19 protein-coding genes and 1 tRNA gene are annotated in these 21942 nt (G+C 72.1%); 5 read left to right on the top strand and 15 right to left on the bottom strand.

The genetic code is table 11. The features are described from left to right. Positions 1-636 precede the first annotated feature (636 nt). Both ACFXMF_RS31630 and ACFXMF_RS31625 read left to right on the top strand, forming a co-directional pair. Positions 637-1239 (top strand): TetR/AcrR family transcriptional regulator, encoded by a 603-nt coding sequence (locus ACFXMF_RS31630; protein ID WP_360307752.1) that lies wholly within the window; start codon positions 637-639, stop codon positions 1237-1239. 66 nt (positions 1240-1305) lie between these two features. Further along, on the top strand, positions 1306-2442 hold the full coding sequence (locus ACFXMF_RS31625) for a serine hydrolase domain-containing protein (protein ID WP_379990781.1): 1137 nt from the start codon (positions 1306-1308) through the stop codon (positions 2440-2442). A gap of 99 nt (positions 2443-2541) precedes the next feature. On the opposite strand, the gene ACFXMF_RS31620 is transcribed toward ACFXMF_RS31625, so the two are convergent. Both ACFXMF_RS31620 and ACFXMF_RS31615 read right to left on the bottom strand, forming a co-directional pair. Further along, entirely contained in the window at positions 2542-3291 is a 750-nt protein-coding gene (locus tag ACFXMF_RS31620) for a hypothetical protein (protein ID WP_379990783.1), read from the bottom strand. 75 nt (positions 3292-3366) lie between these two features. Beyond that, on the bottom strand, positions 3367-3858 hold the full coding sequence (locus ACFXMF_RS31615) for a GNAT family N-acetyltransferase (RefSeq protein WP_379990784.1): 492 nt from the start codon (positions 3856-3858) through the stop codon (positions 3367-3369). Between the two features lie 256 nt (positions 3859-4114). On the opposite strand from ACFXMF_RS31615, the gene ACFXMF_RS31610 reads away from it, so the two are divergent. Further along, complete coding sequence (locus ACFXMF_RS31610; RefSeq protein ID WP_360307740.1) at positions 4115-5287, top strand: amidohydrolase family protein; 1173 nt, start codon at positions 4115-4117, stop codon at positions 5285-5287. Between the two features lie 58 nt (positions 5288-5345). Here ACFXMF_RS31610 and ACFXMF_RS31605 read toward each other — a convergent pair whose 3' ends face one another. The 3 genes from ACFXMF_RS31605 to ACFXMF_RS31595 are packed head-to-tail and all read right to left on the bottom strand — an operon-like array spanning position 5346 to position 8532. Continuing rightward, complete coding sequence (locus ACFXMF_RS31605; protein WP_360307737.1) at positions 5346-6518, bottom strand: type ISP restriction/modification enzyme; 1173 nt, start codon at positions 6516-6518, stop codon at positions 5346-5348. Next, positions 6500-7963 (bottom strand): carboxylesterase family protein, encoded by a 1464-nt coding sequence (locus ACFXMF_RS31600; protein ID WP_360307734.1) that lies wholly within the window; start codon positions 7961-7963, stop codon positions 6500-6502. Before ACFXMF_RS31600 ends, ACFXMF_RS31605 begins: the two co-directional genes overlap by 19 nt. 23 nt (positions 7964-7986) lie before the next feature. Further along, entirely contained in the window at positions 7987-8532 is a 546-nt protein-coding gene (locus ACFXMF_RS31595; RefSeq protein ID WP_360307731.1) for a TrmH family RNA methyltransferase, read from the bottom strand. A gap of 271 nt (positions 8533-8803) precedes the next feature. On the opposite strand from ACFXMF_RS31595, the gene ACFXMF_RS31590 reads away from it, so the two are divergent. Further along, complete coding sequence (locus tag ACFXMF_RS31590; RefSeq protein ID WP_379990785.1) at positions 8804-10075, top strand: metallophosphoesterase; 1272 nt, start codon at positions 8804-8806, stop codon at positions 10073-10075. 123 nt (positions 10076-10198) lie between these two features. Here ACFXMF_RS31590 and ACFXMF_RS31585 read toward each other — a convergent pair whose 3' ends face one another. After that, a complete protein-coding gene (locus ACFXMF_RS31585; RefSeq protein WP_379990786.1) occupies positions 10199-10966 on the bottom strand; it encodes an SDR family NAD(P)-dependent oxidoreductase in 768 nt (255 codons plus the stop codon). Between the two features lie 97 nt (positions 10967-11063). On the opposite strand from ACFXMF_RS31585, the gene ACFXMF_RS31580 reads away from it, so the two are divergent. Next, positions 11064-11660 (top strand): 3'-5' exonuclease, encoded by a 597-nt coding sequence (locus ACFXMF_RS31580; RefSeq protein WP_360307723.1) that lies wholly within the window; start codon positions 11064-11066, stop codon positions 11658-11660. Between the two features lie 40 nt (positions 11661-11700). Here ACFXMF_RS31580 and ppgK read toward each other — a convergent pair whose 3' ends face one another. From ppgK to ACFXMF_RS31535, 9 genes are all read right to left on the bottom strand, one after another. Beyond that, positions 11701-12438, bottom strand: coding sequence for a polyphosphate--glucose phosphotransferase (gene ppgK, locus ACFXMF_RS31575; protein ID WP_379990787.1), 738 nt, complete (start codon positions 12436-12438; stop codon positions 11701-11703). A 125-nt stretch (positions 12439-12563) separates the two neighbouring features. Next, on the bottom strand, positions 12564-15218 hold the full coding sequence (locus tag ACFXMF_RS31570; RefSeq protein ID WP_360307717.1) for a right-handed parallel beta-helix repeat-containing protein: 2655 nt from the start codon (positions 15216-15218) through the stop codon (positions 12564-12566). A gap of 170 nt (positions 15219-15388) precedes the next feature. Continuing rightward, positions 15389-16549: an LCP family protein gene (locus tag ACFXMF_RS31565; RefSeq protein WP_360307714.1), complete on the bottom strand. Its 1161-nt coding sequence runs from the start codon at positions 16547-16549 to the stop codon at positions 15389-15391. Positions 16550-16760: 211 nt separating this feature from the next. Continuing rightward, positions 16761-17414 carry an ACT domain-containing protein gene (locus tag ACFXMF_RS31560; protein WP_360307711.1) on the bottom strand — a complete coding sequence of 218 codons (654 nt, stop codon included), beginning with the start codon at positions 17412-17414 and terminating at the stop codon, positions 16761-16763. A 180-nt stretch (positions 17415-17594) separates the two neighbouring features. Then, positions 17595-19016, bottom strand: coding sequence for a tetratricopeptide repeat protein (locus ACFXMF_RS31555; RefSeq protein WP_380020886.1), 1422 nt, complete (start codon positions 19014-19016; stop codon positions 17595-17597). 142 nt (positions 19017-19158) lie between these two features. Then, a complete protein-coding gene (locus ACFXMF_RS31550; RefSeq protein ID WP_379992717.1) occupies positions 19159-20520 on the bottom strand; it encodes a YhgE/Pip domain-containing protein in 1362 nt (453 codons plus the stop codon). Continuing rightward, positions 20520-21179, bottom strand: a complete 660-nt coding sequence (locus ACFXMF_RS31545; RefSeq protein WP_379992716.1) for an ATP-binding cassette domain-containing protein — start codon at positions 21177-21179, stop codon at positions 20520-20522. Before ACFXMF_RS31545 ends, ACFXMF_RS31550 begins: the two co-directional genes overlap by 1 nt. Positions 21180-21308: 129 nt before the next feature. After that, positions 21309-21611 (bottom strand): DUF397 domain-containing protein, encoded by a 303-nt coding sequence (locus ACFXMF_RS31540; RefSeq protein ID WP_360307699.1) that lies wholly within the window; start codon positions 21609-21611, stop codon positions 21309-21311. A 164-nt stretch (positions 21612-21775) separates the two neighbouring features. Then, positions 21776-21851, bottom strand: a tRNA-His gene (locus tag ACFXMF_RS31535). Between the last annotated feature and the right edge of the window lie 91 nt (positions 21852-21942).

Raw genomic sequence — 21942 nt, 5'->3', positions numbered from 1 at the left:
GGACCGGGCGCGACGACACACCCGCGTGGTCACGCAACCGGCATGCGGTCCACGGGAGTTCTCCCGGACCGAGGGCCGGGCAGCCGATCGCCGGGTGGGCGACGGCGGCGAGTGACGCGACGAAGGTGTCCATGGTTCAGGACACGCCGATTGCGGGCGCGAGCAGTCGAGCCGTTGTGCCGTTGCGGGCGTCGGCTAACGACGTGCGGCGGGCGCACGAAATAAGGCCGCCCGCACGGGAGTTGCCTCCGACGAGTCGCCGATGTGTGCGTCCCGCTCTCGCGGTGCAGGTCGTGTGCACGGCCTGCGCCGTACGTGTGGTGCAACGAGCCATGGGAGCCAACGCCTCTCGCGTCGTCTCCCCGCCCGGCCATCCCCCACGGAGTCCCGGATGCGGCTCAAGCTAGACCGCAACGCCCTTCGCCGGCAAGGGCCTTGACAGCGATTCGGAAACTGGCGTAGAAGGTTCAGCACAATCTAACAAATGTTAGATAGGCAGTCAGGCTCTGCCGAGTTGTTCCCTAGGTTCTCCCTGAAGGCAATCCCCCACAGATCAACGGCAACCGCTCCACCTGCGGTTAGGCTGCACAGCACCAACGCAGCCGCATCCACCCGCCGGACCGAGAACGGGCGCTCATGGCACGCAGGAAGACGGAACCCGAAGCACTTCCGCGCCGGGAGGTGATCCTGTCCGAGGCCGCAACACTGTTCGCCCGCAAGGGCGTTGTCGCTTCGACCATCCGTGAGATAGCCGACGCGTCGGGAATCCTCGCGGGCAGCCTCTACCACTGGTTCGGTTCCAAAGAGGATCTGATCGACGAGATCCTCACCGCTGCGATGCGCGACCTGTCCGGCTGGTACGACGAGGCGTTCGCCGACGCGCGCAACTCCAGCGACCGGCTCCGCGGGCTCGTGCATGCCGCGTTCCTCACCATCGAGCACCACCCCGACGCGGCCACGATGTATGTCCGGGACTACGCGTACCTGGCCACGCTGCCGCGCTTCGCGCATCTCGCGGTGGACGGCATGCGAGTCCGTGATCTGTGGCTGGACACCCTCCGGGAGGGGATCGAGTCCGGGGAGTTCCGTGCCGATCTGGACCCGGAGTTGGTCTACCGCTATCTCGCGTACCCGCTGTGGCTCACCGCCGGCTGGAAGTCCGGCACCGACCGCACCCTGCCCGAATTGGAAGCCCAATTCACGGCGCTCGTACTCGAAGGCGTCACCCCCCGGAACTGACCAGGCGACGGCCGCCAGGCCACCCCGACACCGGTGGGTACTTCGAGCGCTCGAAAGGACCACACCATGCACGTCGACGGTTTCGTCGCGCCCGGATTCGCGCCCGTACAGGCCGCGTTCGAGGAGAACTTCGCGCTCCACGGCGAGGTGGGTGCCGCGGTCGCGGTCCACCTGCACGGAGCACCCGTGGTGGACCTGTGGGGCGGGCTGGCCGAACCGGACGCGGGGCGCAGTTGGGAGCGGGACACCGTACAGGTGGTCTGGTCGGTCACCAAGGGTCTGGTCGCGACGTGCCTGGCGGTGCTGATCGACCGGGGGCTGCTCGATCCCGCGTTGCCGGTGTGCCGCTACTGGCCCGAGTTCGCGGCGGCCGGCAAACGTGATGTGACGGTGGCCCAACTGCTTTCGCACCAGGCCGGGTTGCCGTTCCTGGACGAGCCGATCACGCTCGCCCAGGTGGCCATGCCGGACGCACTGGCGGATGCCTTGGCCTCCCGGCGGCCCGTGTGGGAACCGGGTGCGGCGCACGGCTATCACGCGGTGACCTGGGGCTTCTACGCGAGCGAGCTGATCCGCCGGGTGGACGGTCGCACGGTGGGCGCGTTCCTGGCCGAGGAGGTGGCCGGCCCACTGGGCGTGGACGCGCACATCGGCCTGCCCGCGACCGTGCTGCCCCGGCTCGCGCACCTGACCACGCTCACGCCGACCGACCCCGCGCTGCTCGACCTCGGCTCGGACCTCGGCCGGGCGATGCTCGCGCTGCCCGAACTCGCCGCCCCCGGCGCGGATCACGACCCGGACGTGCTGGCCTGGGAGGTGCCCTCGGGACTCGGCGTCACCAACGCCCGGGCGTTGGCGCGGGTGTACGCGATGCTCGCCGGCGGCGGCACGGTGGACGGCGTGCGGCTGCTCTCGCCCGCGACCGTCACCGAGGTGACCCGTACGGTGGTCGAGGGCCCGGACCGAATCCTCGGCGAACACACCGCCTTCAGCCTCGGCTTCATGAAGCCGGAGACCACCTTCTTCGCCGTCTCCGCCGACCCCGCCGCCTTCGGACACCCGGGCAGCGGCGGTCCACTGGCCTTCGCCGATCCGGCCGCGGGTCTGGCCTTCGCCTACGTGACGAACGGCCAGTCCCCGCTGCACACGGATGGGCGGGCGCTGGGTCTGATCGACGCGGTGCGGGGGTGCCTGGATCGGTAGGGGCGGGCAGGCCCCGGGAAGGCGGGCTCCACAGCCCGGAGTTGCGTCGTGCGGCCGATCACGGTGGGGTCGGTCGGGGCGCGGCCGATCACGGTGGGGTCAGTCGCGGCGCGGGCGGTCGCGGCCGGGGCGGTCACGGCGGCGGCCGGCCACGAGAGCCAGGCCCCCGACGAGCAGGAGCACGCCGGCCGCCAGGCCGAGCGGCAACAGCGGGGCCGAACCGGTGTTCGCCACGCGGTCGGTGATGGCCCTGCGGGCGATCAGCGCGGGCCCGTCGTGCACCGCCCGCTTCGCGGCGGCGGCGCCCCGTTCCTCGGCCGCGTCGTCCCGCGCACCGGGAGGCTTGCGCCGCTGCGAGGGCTTGCCGGGGGCGGCCGGGGGGCGGCCGTCCGCCCGGTGTCGACGCGGTCCCACACCGGCCCGATCGTGCTCGGATCGCCCGGCGGCGCCCGGCGACACCGCCGGCTCGGCGCCGCGGTCGGCCTCCGGCAGCCCGGGGCAGTGCGCCCGGAGCGCGGCGGTGCCGAGGTCGCGGGTGCGGTCGCGCCGGAGCGAGGTGCCGGGCAGGCCCGCCCCGTCCGCATCCGGCGGGCCCGAAGGCGTCGGATCGAGGCAGGAATCCGACGGGATCGCGTCCGTCCCGGGCAGTCGCAGGCCGGGCCGAAGCGGCCCACTCGACGACGGCGGGGAAGGCAGCGGAGGCGGGATCGGCCGGCGGAACACCTCGGCCGAACCGCGACCGAGGGCCGGCGCGGATCCGGTGAGCGGCGCCGCGGCCGCGGCCGGCACGGCGACCACACCGAGCGCGACCGCCAGCGCCGCCGCCCGGTGGATTACGTGTCTGCTCACCCGACCACGCTAGATCGCCCCGACCTCGCCCGACGGTCGCCGCGCGTACTATTCCCTCGTTCGGCCCAGCAACCATCACCCGCCCGAGACGGCCCGGACGACCCCGGGTCGTCGGCGCAGGGTCAGTTCCGGCAGGTTCTCCATGTTGCCGCTGCCGTCGTCGGTGTCGACCACGACGAAGCCGTGCCGGCGGTAGAAGGCCCGGGCACCGTCGTTCTGTGCGAACACGTGCAGCCGGAGCCCGGTCGGGCTGTGTCGGGCGACCTCCTCCAGCAGCAGTGTGCCAACCCCTCGGCGCAGCAGGTCCGGTCGTAGATACAGGCATTCGAGCAGGTCGCCGGCCAACGCCGCGTAGCCGACGACCTCGTCCCCGCGCACGGCCACCAACACCCGACACTCGGCCGTCAGCACCTCGCCGATCCAGCGGGTCACCTCCTCGTGGGTGCGCCGCTGCGGCGGCAGGTAGGGCATCGTCGCGGACCGGGAGGCCATGTGCACGGCGGCCACACTCGCCGCGTCCGCCGGTTGTGCGGCTCTGATCCGCACCGCCCCGAGATCATTCGTCATGCCCGACCCGATACCCGGCCGACACCGGGCACAGACCCGAACCGCCTTGCCGTTCCCCCGCGTCGGCCGCCGCGCACCGGCCGGCGAGGCGGGATCGGCGGCCGCGTCGCAGGGGCCGGCGGCCGGCTCGGCGATCGGCATTCCCATAAAAGACAGCTTCCCTTACCGTGTAACGGCGTTACGACTCGGGCGACGATCCCCGGGTCCGCGTCCGGACCCGGGTCCGGTTCCGTGCCGCTCCGAGGGGGTCTTCGCCATGCGCGTCTTCGACGCCGACAACCACTACTACGAGGCCATCGACGCCTTCACCCGACACCTGGACCCGAGGCTGGGCGAGCAGGTCGTCCAGTGGTGCGAGATCAACGGCCGCAAGTACCACGTGCTCGGCGGCACGGTGAACCACGCCGTGGTCAATCCCACCTTCGACCCGATCGCCAAGGCCGGCGCGATGGCCGAGTACTTCCGCGGCAACCCCTCCGGGCGCAACCCGCTGGACTACCTGCGCGAGCGCGAGCCGATCCGCCCGGAATACCGCGACCGGGACGCGCGGCTGGCGGTGATGGACGATCAGGGCCTGGACCGGATCTGGCTGTTCCCGACGCTGGGCATGGTGTACGAGGCGGCGCTCGCGCACGACCCCTGGGCGGTCGGGCAGTTGTACTCCTCGTTCAACCGCTGGCTGGAGGAGGACTGGGGGTACGCCTACCGGGACCGGATCTTCGCCGCGCCCTACATCGCGCTCGCCGACCCGCAGACCGCGCTCGCCGACCTGGATCGGGCACTGGCGGGCGGCGCCCGGATCGTGTGCATGCGCCCGGCCGCGCCGAACACCGCGGACGGTCCGTACCCGCCGGGGCACCCGGTCTTCGATCCGTTCTGGGCCCGGGTGAACGAGGCCGGGGTGCCGGTGATCGTGCACGCGGGCGACAGCGGCTACTCGGCCAACGGCTACACCCGCAAGCAGGGCCTGCGTACCGACTTCAAGGGTGGCGGCGGCCCGTCGGTGACGATGTTGTGGACGATGGAGCGGCCGATCTTCGACTTCCTCGCGTCGCTGATCCTCGATCGCCTCTTCGAGCGTTTCCCGAACGTGCGGGTGGTCTCGGTGGAGAACGGCTCCGAGTTCCTCGGCGACCTGTTCCGCAAGCTGCGCTCGGTCGGCCGCAAGATCCCGGGCCTGTTCCCGGAGGACCCGGTGGAGACCTTCCGCCGGCACGTCTGGATCAACCCGTTCTGGGAGGACGACCTCGTCGAGGTGGTCGACCTGATGGGCCCCGACCGGGTCGTCTTCGGCTCCGACTGGCCCCACATCGAGGGCCTCCCCAACCCCAGGGACTACGAAAGCGAACTGAAGCCCTTCGACGACCACACCAAGGCCCTGATCATGGGCGAAAACGCCGAGGCCCTGAACACCCCCCGCCCGATCTGACCGACGCCGGGCCACGCTCGGATCGCGCTCTTGCGGCGAACGAGCCGGGTGGTCCGGGTCAGATCAGGACGGCCTGGCCGCCCGGACCCTCCTCGGTGCTGTCGAGGACGGTCGGCGGGCGGCGGGTCGCGGGGGCGGGTGGGAGCAGGGCGGTGGGGTCGAGAGTGGGGCCTGCGCCGGCCCGGGCACGGAGTTCGGCCTGGGCCGCGGTCAGGTCGGCGAGCAGGCCCAACACGTGCAGCAGGTCGATCAGTTCGCTGGTCAGCTCGCTCGACCAGGTGCGCTCGCGGATCCGCTCCAGGCCCTCGCCCGGGGGTTCGGTGCGGGCCGCGATCCACGGTTCGAGGATGCCCAGGTCCCACACCTCGCGCGGCACCGGCCCGATCCGGCCGGTGCCCAGCAGCAACGAACGGCTCTCCTGGTCATAGGTCGCGCCGGTCGGCCGGGCCGGGATCGGCTCGCGCACGAACGGGCGGCGCCCGCCCGGCAGCCGGGGCTTGCCGTCGCCGGGGCGGCCGAAGCGCGCACCGAACGTGTACAGGCCGATCAGTCGGCGGCCGAGTTCGACGCCCGCCGTCCACAGCCCCGGGTCGGCGGTCAGCGGCACCCGCGCCGGGTCCACCGTCACCGCCACGATCCAGCCGAACAGGTCCTCGGCCGCGACCGGGACGGCGAGCCGGTCCGCGAGCAGTTCGACCAATCCGGGCACCAGGTTGGGCTCGCGGCCCGCCGGGTCCCGGTACAGCGGCGCGACCCGCCCGCCGCGACCGCCGTGGTGCGCCGCGTCCGGCAGCAGCGCACTGCACAGCAGCGGCCAGGGATCCCCGGCTTGACGCTCCGTCAGGTAGACCTGCCGGTCCCCGCGCACCCGCCACAGTTCGGGCCGGGCGAAGTCCACCACGCGGTGGTCCGCGAGCAGCCACTGCCGATCGAAGGGCCGCCGGGCGACCCGCACCAGTCGAGGCGTCGGCCCGACCACCCGCGCCAGCGGGCCGGTCGGCGCGTCACACCCGGGCAGCGGCGCGGGCCGAGACGACTCGGTCCGCGAACGGGTCGGCTGCAACAGGGCGTTGCGGTCCTCGGCGGCGGCCAACCCGGCCCAGCGCCGACGCAGCGTCTCGCGTTCGGGCGCGTACACCCAGGTTCGGCCCGTGCCGATCCCGGTCGTCCCCCACGGCATCAGATCGGCGAGCGCCGCCGCCCCGACCGGATTCACAGCGCGTGGTCCCACACCCGCCGCTCCTCCCGATCCGGATCCCCGACCACCGTCGCCGGCACGTCGAGCAACATCGTGCGCCGCTCGATCGGGTCGTACTCGGGCCAGTGCGGCAGCCCGTCGGCCACCGGCGGCCCACCCTCGACGAACGCGGCCCACGCCTGCTGCACACGATCGGACAACTCCCGCGCGGCGGGCGGCACACCGCCGGTCAACCAGCGACCGAGCGGCGTGTCCAACGTGCCGAACACGAACGGGATGTCGATCGCGTGCGGCGATCCGAGCCGTTGCGGATGTGCCTTGGGCGCCCAGCGGAACCGGTACAGGTACGCCGTTCCGCCGGCCGCGAGTTGCGCCTCGGCGAGCCGGACGGTCGGTATCCCGTAGGACTCCGCGGTGAGCAGCCGGATCCGCCGCGAACGCCCGTTCAGCTCGGGATACAGCTCCGCGTACCTGCGCACCAGGGCGGCGAGGTCGTCCGGGCGGCGCAGGTTGGCCAGGTCGGCGGGTCCGGGCTCGTGGGCGTCCGTACCCTCCATGACCACGAACATCTCCTCCTCGTCCTGATTCGACCCGAGCAGGATCGGCACGTCGCCCCGGATCGCGCGCACCGGGGTCACCGGCAGCGGCCCGGCGGGATCGACCACCGGCCGGAACACGAACCGCGCCGCGCCGCGCCCGATCGCCTCGGCCTGCGCGTCGAGCAACTCGGCCACGGGGACCCGGATCAGCGCGGCGGCCCGATCCGGGGCGATCCCCAGCGCGGCCAGCACGTCGCCGGTGGCCTGCTCGGCCTCCGGCACGCTGCGCACCGTCTGGGCCCCGCCGCTCTGCACGATCGCCCGGTGGAAGAGCCCACGAGCGGCGGGCAGCGCGAGCAGGTTGGCGGTGAGCTTCGCGCCGGCCGAGACCCCGCCGAGGGTGACCCGGTCGGGATCCCCGCCGAAGGCGCCGATGTGTTCGCGCACCCAGCGCAGCCCCTGAACCACGTCCAGGAGTGCGTTGACCCCGGAGGCGGCGTACTCCTCGCCCAGCAGGTGCCGCAGGTGCAACAGCCCGAGCACGCCGAGGCGGTAGGCGAGCGTGACCACCAGCACGCCGCGCCGGGCGAACCCGCTGCCGTCGTACACGCCCTCGAAGGACGCCCCGCCGGTGTATCCGCCGCCGTGCACCCACACGAGCACCGGGTGCGGGCCGGGCCCGGCGGGCGCGTGGATGTTCAGGTACAGGCAGTCCTCGTCGACAGCCACCGGCGCGGCGCCGTACTGGCCCATCGGCTGCGGCGCCGCGCGGGCGAATTCGCGCGCGTCCCGATCCCCGTCCCAGGCCGCCGCCGGCCCGGCCGGCCGAAACCGGGCCGGTCCCAGCGGCGGCGCGGCGAAGGGTACCCCTCGAAAAATCCGGACCCCGTCCGACTCCTCGCCGATCAGGCCACCCAGCGACGTCTGCACTCGCACCATGGCATCGAGCATAGGACCCGCCGTCAGAGCAGACCCGCGAGCTTGTAGGCGACCAGCGACCCGGCCACCGCGACGTTGAGGCTGGTGCCGGTGCCGATCATCGGGATCTCCACCATCTCGTCGATGAACGGCAACGCCTCGAACGGGATGCCGTCGCTCTCGTGTCCGAGCACGGCGATGGTGGGTCGGCGGGCGGGTTCGAGGTCGGCGAGTCGGACCGCGTCGTCGGCGAGTTCGACGCCGACCACCCGGGCGCCGCGCTCGCGTCGACCGGCCAACCAGGTGAGCGGGTTGCCGACCCGATGCACGCAGGTCGGCCGGCGCAGCGTGTTGCCGCGGGCCAGTGCCTCGGGCACCCAGGGCAGGCGCGGCACGACCAGGCACGCGCCGACCGCGTCACACGTGCGCAGCAGGGTGCCGAGGTTGACGCCGTGCTTGGGCCACAGCGGCGCGAGGTAGAGGTGGTCCCAGCAGCCGTGCGCCCGGGGTCGGCGCTGCCGTTTCAGCTCGGCGCGGGTGTTGACGTGGTACGCGGGGTCGGCGGGGCGAGGGCCGCCGCGCGAGGTCATCGCTCCCGGGAGGAGCGCCTCCCGTCGACGTGCGTGCCGATGCGATCGATGCGGTTCGATCGGTGTTCGCGGTGCTTGATTCGCTTCACGAGTGGGCCACTTCGCGGCGTGACCGGGCCATCGTCGAGTGTCGCTACCGCGTCAGGATACGGCGAACGACGCCGCATTGCGCCCACGGGAGCAACCTCGGATACTCCGCGAGCCGGATGCCGGTGCCGGCACGGGCGTGACACGCTTCCCGGGAAACATCCATTCACTCGGGAGTCCTGCCTTGACCGTTGTCCTGGTGATCGTCGCGGCCGTCGCCGTGCTCGCGCTGCTGGTCGGCGTGCACCTCTACGTGTGGCGGCGGCTCGTGCGCGACACCACCCGGTCGGGGCCGGTGCGGCGGATCGGCGCGGGCGTGGTGGTCGCGCTCGGCGTGTCGATGGTGGGCGCGTTGGTCCTGCCCAAGGTGTTCGGCCCACGCGGCACGGAGTGGATCGCCTGGCCGGGCTTCGTCTGGATGGCCCTGCTGCTCTACGTGGTGCTCGCGCTCGCGGTGCTGGAGGTGCCTCGGCTGCTCGCGCTGCGGACGCTGCGGCGGCGCGCGGGGGCGGCCGAGCAGCCCGCGGACCTGCCGGTCGCCGTCCCGGTCGCGGTCGGCGCGGACGGGGACGGGGACGCCGACACCTCGGAGCCGCCGGCCGCCGCCGCGGGCACGCCGTGGGCTCCGGACCGCCGGCTGGTGCTGAGCCGCTCGGTCGCGCTGTTGGCGGCGGGCACCTCGCTGGGCACCGTCGGATACGGGATGTCCCAGGCATTGGGCGCGCCGCGCACCGTGCGGGTCCGCATACCGATCGCCCGGCTCGACCCTCGGCTGGCCGGTTTTCGGATCGCGGTGGTCGGCGACATCCATCTGGGCCCGCTGCTCGGACGTGCGCACACCACGCGCGTGGTGGAGACGATCAACCGGACCAACCCGGACCTGGTCGCCGTCGTCGGCGACCTGGCCGACGGCACGGCCGGGCAACTGGGCGGCGACGCCGAGCCGTTGCGGCGGTTGACCAGTCGTCATGGGTCCTTCTTCGTCACCGGCAACCACGACTACATGTCCGGCGCGGCGGATTGGGTCGCCGAACTCGCCGAACTGAACGTGCACACACTGGCCAACGACCGGCTGGAGATCGCCCGGGGCGGCGCGGCCTTCGACCTGGCCGGGGTCAACGACGTCACCGGCAAGTCGCACCACGACGGCCCCGACTTCGCCAAGGCACTGGCCGACCGCGACCCGTCCCGCCCGGTGGTACTGCTCGCCCACCAGCCGGTCCAGGTGGACCGGGCCGCCAAGTACGACGTCGACGTACAACTCTCCGGCCACACCCACGGCGGCCAGATGTTCCCGGTGCAACTCATGGTCAAGCTCGACCAACCGGCCGTCGCCGGCCTGCACAGGGTCGACGACACGATGCTCTACATCACCCGAGGCGCCGGCTTCTGGGGCCCACCGGTACGCGTCGGAGCACCCCCGGAGGTCACGGTGGTGGAACTGAGTACGCGATAGAACAGCCTGAGCGGGGCACCCCGAAATCCCACGTCGGCGCATCCGCAACCGGGTGTCCGGGTCGAGCGTGACGGTCACTCGGGGCAGGGCGGCGTCCGCTCGGGGCAGCCCTGCCCCGACACGTCAGACCGTTTCCGTCATTCCACCGTCCACCATCAAGTGTGTGCCCGTGACGAACGACGCCTCGTCGCTCAGCAGGAATCGGATCGCGCCGGCGATCTCCTCCGGACGGCCCAGCCTGCGCAGCGGGGAGCTGTTCTCCATCCGCTCCCGGGTGCCGGGGCGGGCGAAGGAGCGGGCCAGCATCGGGGTCTCGACGTAGCCGGGGCAGACCACGTTGCTGCGGATGTGGTACTCGGCGAGCTTGGCGGCGATCGAGCGGTTCAGGCCGAGCATGCCCGACTTGGACGCGCAGTAGGACGGGTTGAGCGCGTTGCCGACGATCGCGTTGAGCGAGGCGATGCCCACGATCGCCGAGCCGGCGTGTTCGCGCAGGTGCGGGGTGAGCGCCTGGACCAGCAGCGCGAACGAGCGCAGGTTGACGTCCAGGACGCGGTCCCAGTTCTCGGCGGTGACCTCGGTGATCGGGGTCGAGTCGACGATGCCCGCCGCGTGCACGAATCCGCCGATCGTGCCCAGCGCCTCGACCGAGGCGTGGATCGCGGCCGCATACGCCTCGGTGTCGGTGACGTCCAGGGCCAGACCGAGCGCCGGCACGCCGTGCTCGGCCTCGATCTCCTTGGCCGCCTCCTCGACCGGGCCCGCCGCGATGTCCCACAGCGCGACCGGTCGGCCGGTGGCGGCCAGCGCCCGCGCGGTGGCCCGCCCGATGCCCGAGGCACCGCCGGTGATCACGACGCCGGTTTCGGGTGATGTCTTGTGCGTACCCATTTCGAACTCCTCCGTGGACGGGCGGGCCGTGCATCTGACGTACCGTCAGAACAAAAACCAGTGGTAGCACGAAGTCCGTAATGGTGTCCTGACCGGCATGGCGAAACGACTGATGGACCTGCTCGTGGTGATCGACGTCGAGGCGACCTGCTGGGACGGCCCGCCTCCCGAGGGGCAGCACGGCGAGATCATCGAGATCGGCGTCGCCACCCTCGACATCGCCACCGGCGAGCGCGACGCCAACCGCGGCATCCTGGTCCGCCCGACCCACTCCACCGTCGGCGCGTTCTGCACCGAACTGACCACGCTGACCCAGGCGAAGGTGGCGACCGGCCGCTCCTTCGCCGAGGCGTGCGCACTGTTGCGCACCGAGTTCCGGACCCATCAGCGGGTCTGGGCGAGCTGGGGCGAGTACGACCGGCAACAGTTCGAGCGCCAATGCGCCGCCGAGGGTGTCCCGTATCCCTTCGGCACCCGCCACCTCAACGCCAAGTCGCTGTACTCGCTCGCCCACGGTCTGGACCGCGAACTCGGCATGGCCGCCGCCCTCGAACACGCCGGCCTCCCGCAGGAGGGCACCCACCACCGGGGCGTCGACGACGCGTGGAACATCGCCGAGCTGCTCGGCGGCGTACTGCGTGCCTCCCGCCGCGATCGCCCGGACACCCGCTCGCCGGCGGCATCCGCCCGATAGACCGCACCGACGGCCGTCGGCCCGCAGGACGGCCCCGGCCTCAGTCCCCGGCCACCAGCATCGCCGCGCCCACGATGCCCGCGTCGTTGTGCAACCTCGCCGGCACCAGGTCGGCGCGGATCTTGATGTACGGCAGGAACTTCTCCGGCTTCTTGCTGATCCCGCCGCCGATGATGATCAGCGACGGGGAGAAGAGCATCTCCACGTGCCGCAGGTACTCCTGTACCCGTGCGGCCCACTTCTCCCAGGAGAGATCGTGCGTCTCCCGGGCCACCGCCGAGGCCCGACGCTCCGCCTCGTGGCCGGCCAACTCCAGGTGCCCCAGCTCGGTGTTGGGCACCAACGTGCCGTCCACGAACAGCGCGCTGCCGATACCGGTGCCGAAGGTCAACATCAGCACCGTGCCGCGCTGCCCCCGGCCCGCGCCGAAGCGCATCTCGGCGACGCCGGCCGCGTCCGCGTCGTTGACCATCGTCACCGGCCGGCCCAGCGTCGCGGTGAACAACGCGTCGGCGTCCAGGTCGATCCACGACTTGTCCACGTTCGCCGCAGTGCGCACGATGCCGTCGCGGACCACGCCCGGGAAGGTGATGCCGACCGGACCCGCGGTGTCGGCGAACTGCTCCAGCACCTCGCGGACCACCCCGATCACCGCCTGCGGCTCGGACGGCTCGGGCGTGAGCAACCGCACCCGCTCGTGGGTCAGCGCGCCGGCGGCGGGGTCCACCGGCGCGCCCTTGATCCCGGTCCCGCCGATGTCGATGCCCATGACCGGCACGTGAGGCTCCTTCGCCGTCGCAACCATCCACAACCCTGCGCACCGCCCACAGTCCTGCGCACCGTCCACCGCGCGACGCGGGCGACCGCGCCCCATCGGCCGTTACCCCGCCGGCGCGGGCCGATTCATCGCAGTTCGGGGAGATCCTCCGAATGCAACGTGCGCAACTCCTCCATGCCCGCGCCCGGCAGTTGGGCCAACCGGGTCGCATGCCGCTCGATCATCGCCTCGAACGTCCGCCGCGCCTCACGCGCGTTGCCGAACGCGGCGCCGCGCGGAAGCCGGCGGAAGTAGCCCAGCAGCGCATCGCACGCGTCGTCGGTGAGCACGTACTCGTGCTCGCTCACCTGCTTGCGGGTGATCTCGACCAGGTCGTCGGCCGAGTAGTCCTGGAAGGTGATGGTGCGCGAGAACCGGGACCCGAAGCCGGGGTTGGCGCCCAGGAAGCGTTCCATCTCGTCGGTGTAGCCGGCCACGATCACCACCACGTCGTCGCGGTGGTCCTCCATCATCTTCACCAGCGTGTCGATCGCCTCGCGGCCGAAGTCGCGCGAGGGATCCGGCGGAGCCAGGCTGTACGCCTCGTCGATGAACAAAACACCGCCGCGGGCCCGGTCGAAGACCTCCTTGGTGCGCGGCGCGGTCGAGCCGATGTGTTCGCCGACCAGGTCGACCCGGGAGACCTCGACCAGGTGGCCCATCCGCAACACGCCGAGCGCCTGGGCGATCTCGCCGTAGAGGCGGGCCACCGTGGTCTTGCCGGTGCCCGGTGAGCCGGTGAAGACCAGGTGCCGGCGCAGCGTGGGCGCCTTGAGTCCGGCCTCCTCGCGCCGCCGGCCGACCGAGATCAGGTCGATCAGGTTGCGCACCTCGGTCTTGACCCCGGCCAGGCCGACCAACGCGTCCAATTCGGCGAGCAGTTCGTCCACGGTGCGCCCGGACGCCTCGGCGACGGGTCCGTCCACCGCCCCGCCCTCGCGCGCGCCCGGGATCGGCAGCGTGGCGGTCAGCGTGGCCACGCCCTGTGGTTGCGCGCCCGCCGCCGCGATCGGGCCGGGCGTACCCAGGATCCCGCCGCCGGCCGGTGTCTCCGTGCCGCTCGCCCCGTCCCCCTGCGACGTGCACTCGACCGCCACCGGCCCCGGACCGGCGAACTCGAAGCCGCCCTTGGCATTGTCCCGCGTGGTGCACCGGGTGAACACCGGGTGGCAACCCTCGCGCACGTGGACACCGTAGCCGCGCCCGCCGAGCACCTCGCAGTCCTCGAAGTCGCCGCGCCCGCCCCCGGCGACGCGGATGCCCTCACCGCTCGCCCGGTCCACCCGGACCCGGCGCACGGTGGGACCGGCCGCGCCGGTGACCGAGACGCCGTCGGTGGTGTCCTCGATGGTGCAGTCGGCGATGATCCCGCCGCAGTCCGATTCCATGAACCACACACCGGTGGTGGCCTTGCGGACCTTGCAGGACTTGACCGAGACCACCGCGCCGGCGCCGATCCCGATGCCGGTCTCGTCCACGTCGTGGATCTCGCAGTCGTGCATGGACAGGCCGGTGCCGGAGCCGGCCACCTTGACCCCGTCCAACACGTCGTGGATGCGGCACTCGCCCAGCGCCGCGTCCGCGCCGTCGGCCACCCACACGGCCGGCTTGCCGCCGGTGGAGTCGTGGAACTCGCAGTCGATCGCGGACGCCCGGGCGCCGTGGTCGGCGAGCGAGAGGCCGTTGCGGCCGAAGCTGCGGATCGTGCACCCGCTCAGGGTGACCTCGGAGTGACCGTGCACGTCGACGCCGTTGCGGCCCATGTCGCGCAGCCGACAGCCGACCAGGGTCAGGTTGGCGCCGCGGTCGACGGACACGCCGTTGCCCTCGGCGTCGCGGATCGTGCAGTCGTCGAGCGAGAACGTGGCCAGGTCGTCGGCCTGGACGCCGGTGCCCTTGACCGAGGTGATCTCGGTGCGCGAGAGCGATCCGGCGCTGCCCTGGCCGCCGACCGAGATGCCCGCCCAGCCGACCCGCTCGATCCGCGAGTCGGCGATGATCGGCGCCGCACCGCCCGCGACGCAGATGCCGCCGCCGCCCACGTCGTGGATGTGCAGGCCGGTCAGGTGCGGCGCGGCCTGGTCGCCGACGAACACCGCGGGCTCCGCGTCGGAGCCGTCGTGGATCTCGCACTCCTGCACGCTGCCGGTGGTCCCCGGGCCGGTGAACCGCAGTCCGTGCCCGGACGCGTCGCGCACCCGACCGCGGCGCAGGATCGGCGCGCTGCCCTCGCGCACGTCGAAGCCCTCACGTCCGGTGTCGCCGATCTCGCAGTCCTCGAAGGTGCCCCGCGAGCGGCCGGTCACCCCGATGCCCACCCCCTGCGGGTTGCTCACCCGACAGCGGCGCATCATCGGGTCGGCTCCCGCGCGCAGTTCGACCCCGACCACCGAGGCGGCCCGGACCACACACTCCTCCAGTATCGGCGCGCAACCCTCGATCACGATGGCCGGCGACAACACCCCGGCGCCACCCTCGACGACCAGACCGTGCACGGCCGCGTCCGAGGTGATCGTCAGCGCGACGCCGTCGGCGGCGGTCAACACCACCGTCCCCGGCCCGTCCGAGCCGACCACCGTCACCGCGACGGCTATCGACACGTCCTCGCGGTACGTCCCGGGCGCGACCAGAATCGAGTCACCCGCCGCCGCGGCGCCGACCGCGGCGCCGATCGAGGTGTACTCACCCGTGCGCCGTCGCCAACGAGTGCCCTGCACCACCTGAAGAACCCGACCCGTCATGGCGCCCCTGCCACCAGCCCCTCGGTCCGCACCCAGCACCCTCGCGAGTCCACCGTAAAGCGTCGCGGGCGGCCCCATTACCGAGTCTTGCCCCGGGGCCCGGACGCTGTGTCGTCGGCGGACCCCTGCACCGTACAGTTCAACGCCCCGAGGGCACGGCCGGGTGGCGGTTAACGTCCCGCACTGCCCTGATTCGTGCTACCGGCCCCGGCCGTTCCGACGCTCGCGGTCGCGGTCGCGGCCGGCGTGGGCGCCGGCGCACCGTCGCGAAGCCGGGTGAACAGTTGCGCCGCGTCGGGCTGCTTGAGCGCGACCCGGTTGGGGTCCGGCGCGTAGTCGGTCAGCGGCGTGGTGGTGAACTCGATCCTGTCCAGCGGGATGCCGCGCAGGCCGTTGGCGAAGTCGTACAGGCTGACCAGCGAGTTGATCCCGGAGTCGGTGGTGATCGCCTTGGTCGCGGCGTCCATCACGTTGTACGCCTTGGCCGGGTTGGTCAGCAGGTTCTCGTCCTGGACCTTCTTGATCAGCGCCTTGAGGAACTCCTGCTGACGCGCGATCCGCTGGATGTCGCTGCCGTCGCCCAGGCTCTTGCGCACACGCACGAAGCCGAGCGCCTGCTCCCCGTCGAGGGTGATGTCACCGGCGGGCAGTTGCAGGTGCGCGGCCTTGTCGTCGATCGGCTGCTCGATGTGCATCGGCACGCCGCCGAGCGCGTCCACGACCTTCTTGAACCCGGTGAAGTCGATGGTGATCTGATGATCGATGCGCGCACCGGTGAGCCGTTCCACGGTGGCCGCCACACACGGCACGCCACCGACCTCCATCGCACTGTTGAACTGGCCGAAGTAGGCGCGCTGGGTGCCGCCCGTCGTGGTGCGACACGCGGGCACCGAGACCATCAGGTCGCGCGGGAAGCTGACCGCGGTCGCGGTCTTGCGCCCCTCGGGCACGTGCAGCAGGATCGTGGTGTCCGAGCGCTGGGTCCCGCCGTCGTCCCGGCCGTACGCGGAATTGTCACCGGCGCGCGAGTCGGACCCCACGAGCAGCACGTTCATCCCGCCGGTGGGCGGCGGTCGATCGGTCAACTGGTCGGCGAAGTCCTGCGTGCGGATGTTGCCGTTGAGGTGGTCGTACAACCACCACCCGAAGCCCCCCGCGGCCAGCAGCAGGGTGACGAGCCCGCCGGCGGTCCAGGCCAGGATGCGCCGCCGTCGGCGTCGCCGATCCCGGATGCGCCGTTCTATGCGACCGGGACGCTCCGATCCCGGCTCCCCACCCGACGCCCCCGAAACGGCGTCGGCCGCCGGGGACGTCTCATCCTTGTCCTGCACGTCGTCGTCGCCTTCGTCGGGCCCCCGCGCTCGATGTGCGCTCGGCTCGATGCCCCGAAGTACGCACAATTACACAATCATAGTTGTTCCGATCGTTACACGCTGAATAGCATCAATTGGTTCCCACCCCGCGCGCCACAAAACCCCGCCCGAGCACGGGATGGGCGGTCCACACCCCCGCGAGCGCAGGGCGGCCGAGCCGAATCCCAACCTATCCGGTCCCGCCCGCGGCCTTCGCCGCACCGCGCTCGCCCAGGACGCCCAACGCGACGTCGACGATGCGGCCCAGGCGTTCGAGTTCGGTGCGGTGGAAGGCGGGTCCCTCGTGCCGGACCACGTACAGGGTCAGCCAGGAGGCGCCGATCGGCGCCGCCGCGCCGTGGCCGCTCGGGTCGCCCTCGTAGGCGAAGGCCAGCGGGCGCATCGGGGTGAGCGCGGGCAGCACCGGCGTCTCCGGGGCCCGCCAGCTCTGGTGCACGAGCTGCCGACCGCGTCCGCCGCGCGTGGCGACCGCCCAGTCCGCGTGGAAGAGCGTGGGCGCCGCGTCGATCAGCGTGGCCACCGCCCGTCCCGGATCGCGCGCCACCTGCCCCAGCACGTCCAATTCCGGCGCGGATCCGGGCACCTCGCCGGCCGCCCAGCAGCCCTCGACCCGGACACCCACCGAGCGCTCCATCGCGCCGACCAGCGCGGCGATGTCCCGCTCACCACCCCAGGAGAGCGTGAACTCGTCGACCGCACGGCCGCCGAGCTGTTCGAGCACGGTCATCTGCATCACGTCGGCGCCCGCCGCGCCCAGCAACTGCGTGATCCGCGCGAGCGATCCGGGCCGATCCGGCAGCGACACCCTCAGTCGGTACAGCACGCGACACCTCCTCCATTACCTGTCTTGCATCCTGACCTTTCCCCGTTTCGTTCGTGTTGCGTACATATGACAGCACCAAGTGATCATCGGCGGCGCGGACATCGCGGCGCGCGGGGCGACACCACCCGCCGAACGTGGAGGAGCGCCATCGGAGGATTCCGATGGCGCCCCTCCCCCTGCCTACTTCTTTTCGTCGGGCTCCCCGTCGCGGGTGACCTCGTCCCCCGCAGCCGCCGAGCCGTTCACGTGCATCGGCTCGTCGTCCGGGGCCACGCTCGACACCCGGGTCACCGCAGCATCCGGCGCCCGGTCCGCGGCGGACGCGTCCGCGCCGGCCGGCCGATCCGCATCGACCTTCGGTGCCGCCTCCTCGACCGGGTCGGGTCGCGAAGCCGGCTCGGCCGACACCGCCGCGTTCTCCTCGGTGTCCGGGACGAGCCCGGCCACCGGGGCGAACGCCGTAACGTCCCCGTCCGGCTCCGCGGGCGGTGGCACCGCCGCCGAAGCGCCGGCCGCCGGCGCGGCGGGCGCGGTCACCTCGATCGGCGCAGCCGCCGCGGCCTCGGCCGCCTTCGCCTTCCCCGCCCGCTCGGCCCTCGGTGTCCTCGGCGCCCGCGGCGGTTTCGCCGCCTTGGGCGGCTTCGGCTCCTTCGCCGGCCGCCCCGCCCGCACCGAGCTGTTGCCCACCGCCGTCGCGAACGTCGGCGCCGGGTCGTTGGCCTTGGGCCCGTAGGTCCACCACATCAGCCCGCGTCGAGCGTTCTCGCTGTCCGGGTGTTGCTCGCCGAGCACCCGCGCACAGTCCGCGACCAACTGGGTCAGCAACGTCCGGGCGCCCAGCGGATCGCCGGACTCGCCGGTCCAGTGCGCGTGGTTGTGCCGGATCACCAACGTGTCGTGGTGGTCCGGTCCCAGTACCCGCGTCGCGTCCTCGACCAGGTGCATCAACGCGTCCCGGGCCACCGAGACGTCACCGGCCTCACCCGCCCAGGTCGCCCGGTCGTGCCGCGCCGTCAACGCCGCGGGATCGTCCGGCTCGTGCACCTCGCCGCGCTCGTCCGCGATCGCCGCCATCAACCGGGCCGCCTGGATCGTCTCGCCGGAGCGGCCCACCCAGTGCGCGTGCTGGTGTCGGATGGTCAGCGTGTCCGGATGCACCGGTCCGAGCGCGTCGGTCGCCTCCTCCACGATCGGTCGCAACATCCGGGCGGCGCCCGCGGCGTCACCCGCCTCGCCGATCCATCGGGCCCACCCGGCACGCACGTTCAGCGTCTCGGGATCGTCCTGACCGAGCACCAGGACACAGTCGGCCGCGACATCGCGCGCCAGCGACTCGGCGGTGACCGCGTTCCCGGACAATCCCAGGCAATAGGCATGGTTGTGCCGGGCCAGGAGCGTGTCCGGATGTTGCGCACCGAGCACGCGCGCGTAGTCGCCCGCGAGCTCGCCGAACATCCGAGCGGCCTCTGCGGGCCTGCCCTCGTCACCGACCACCCGGGCCCACGCGGCGCGCGCGTCGAGCGAACCGGGGTGCTCGGGCCCGAGTTCCCGCGTCCGGGTCTCGGCCTCGGCCCTCAGTTTCTGTATCTCCTGCTCGTTCATCGCCGCTGATTCTCCCTCTTCCACCACAGGTGGCAAACCCGCGGTACCCCCTGATTGTGGGCGACGTGCACGGAGCGGGCGTGGTTGCACTCCCCGGGTACAACCGTACGGGGGAGTGCATTGACCCATCAGCGGTGCGCGGTCACAACTCGACGGCCGGCTTCAGCGATGCCATCGTCCACATCCGCCGATGCCGAACCACGAACACGGTCGCGATCAGCGCCACCACCAGGTAGCCGCCGAGCACCGCGAAGGCCACCCCCAAACGTGCGCCCTCGCCACCCGTGAGGGTGACCCGCAGTCCGTTCACCAGGTACGTCATCGGCAACACCGGATGCAGGGCCTGGAACGGCTCGGGCGTCGTGGTGACCGGATACAGGCCGCCGCACGAGGTGAGTTGCAGCATCAACAGCACCAGGATCAGCACGTCGCCCACCGCGCCGAACGCGGCCCGCAGGAACTGCGCGATGGCCACGAAGGTGACCGCCGCCAACGCGATCAGCAACAGGCTCAGGCCCGGATCGTCGGCGTCCAGCCCCAGCCCCAGTTGCACCACCGCGTACAGCACGAACGCACCCGCCAGACCGAGCGCGGCGGCCGGCAACCAACCGGCCATGGCCACCTTGACCGCACCCGCCCGCCCCGCGAGCGCCCGCGGGTTGTACGGCCGCAGGAGCAGAAAGCCGACCAGCCCGAACACCCACAGCGCGATGCCGAAGAAGAACGGCGCCAGCCCGCGGCCGTACAGCACCGCCGGATGCAGATTCGTCACCTCGATCGCCACCGGCGCGCCGAGCACCCGCGCGTCCTCGCCCGCGGCCTGCGCCGGCGGCGGAGCCGGCACCGTCGTGTTCAGCCGGGCCAGGCCGTCGGCGAGTTGCTCGGCCCCCTGCCGGACCTGATCCGGCGGCGCGGTGCCGACACCGGCGGCCAGTTGCCGGGCGCCGTCGGCAGCGCGGGCCAGTTCGTCCTTGAGCGCCCCGGTCTGTCCGTAGAGCTGCTGCACCAGGGTGCTCTGCGTGGTGGCCGAAATCTGCTGCTGCAACTGCGTCTTGGCGATCTCGGCCATCTTGCCGATGATGAAGCCGTTCGCGTCGTCCAGGGTCATGAACAACTTCGCCTGCTGCGGCCGGTCCGACGCCGTGGTGGCCAGCGTCGCACTGAAGTCCGCCGGCACGGTGACCACGAAGTGGTAGTCGCCGTCCTCCAGGCCGGTTCGGGCCGCCTTCGCGTCGGTGACCTTCCACCGGAAGTTGTCGTCCGTCCGGATCGATTCGGTCAACCGGCCGCCCGCGTCGATGTGCTGCCCGCGCACGTCCACCGGCCGATCCTCGTTCACGAAGGCCACCGGGACCTGGTTCAGCCGACCGTACGGGTCCCAGTTCGACCACAGGTAGAGCGCGCCGTACAGGGTCGGCACCAGCATCAGCATGACCGGTACCAGCCGGGGCAACGGGCCTCGGAATCGCCGTAGTTCGAACCAGGCCAGGCGCAGCACACCCATCAGGCGATACCGCCTCTCGGGTACAGGTGGTGTCCGGGCAGGTCCACCACCGCGTCGGCGCCGCGCGGCGCCTCGGTCGCGGTGGCGACGACGGTGATGCCGGTGTCGGCCAACTCGCGCAACGCCCGCCACGCGCGCAGCAGGTCGGCGCCCGCGATGCCGCTGTCCACGTCGTCGACCAGGACCGCGCCGGGCCGCCCGGCCGCGGCCAACGCGACCGAGAACAACAACTGCTCCACCGCGGCCAGGTGCTCGACCAGGACGTGGCCGGGTGGGTCGATGCGCAGCAGGTCGTACATCCGGGCGAGCGCGGGCTGGGTGGGCAGGCCGCCGCCGATGGCTCGGCGCTCGGCGACCGTCTCGGCGACGAACAGGTGGGGTTCCAGGTCCAGACCGGGCCGGGCGCGGGCGAGTGCGGTGTGCGCCCGAGCGGACGCGGCGCTGTGGCTGCCCGCGACGGTCACGCGGCCCGCGTCGGTGCGGAACCGGCCGCCGAGCGCGAGCAACAGCGAGGTGCGGCCGGCACCGGCCGGGCCGACGAGCACGGTCAGACCCGCTGCGGGCGCGGTCAGCCGGACATCGCGAAAGATCGTGCCGTCCGGTCCGGATGCCGCCAGGCCGACCGCGCTGATCTCCACCCCGGAGGTGGTTGTGGACACGGATCTCCCTCGTCGGTGGGACGTCCACCGAGGAGTAACCGGTACACAGGGTGCCAAACGAGCGAAACGGATGACGCCCGCCCGCCCCACTCGCCCGACCAGGCATCGGGCGAGACGTCGGGAACCGGGTCAGCCGCGCTGCTCCGGCAGCGGCTCGGCGAGCCGGTCCAGGTCGAACTCGCCGTCGCGCACCCCGAGCACGAACGCGGTCCACTCGCCCTCGGTGAACCGCAGGATCGGCCCCTCCGGGTGGATCGAGTTCCGCATCGCCATGCCCCCACCGGGCAGTTCGGCGGTCTCCACGATGCCTTCGCCGGTGGTGTCCTCGCCGTAGCCGATCCAGGTGACACCGCTGATGTCCATCGCGTACAGCGCGGCCTTCTCGTCGTCCAACCGCTGCCGCGACGGCTGCTCGGACTCGCCGGTGCTCATGATCGAAACCCTCCCGATTGCGCGTGCGTAACCCTCAGGTGACCGCACGCTACGCCGCGTCCGGCACCACACACAACGCGAACGCCGACATCGGGTGCACCGACCCGGGGACCGGTACAAAACGAGCGAGGTCCCGAGGCACTCGCGTGCCTCGGGACCTCGTCTGGGGTGAGTGACGGGACTTGAACCCGCGACTTCCTGGACCACAACCAGGTGCTCTACCAGCTGAGCTACACCCACCATCACCGAGGCGTTTCCGTCCCGGCGAGGAAAAGTGTACAGGCTCGCGGTTAATTATATCAGATGGGTTTCCGGGCGTGAGTTGCATTGA

This window comes from Embleya sp. NPDC059213, from assembly GCF_042754445.1.
GTDB lineage: Bacteria > Actinomycetota > Actinomycetes > Streptomycetales > Streptomycetaceae > Embleya.
Note: the sequence above shows the minus strand (reverse complement) of the source record. Positions and strands in the feature narration are given on the sequence as shown.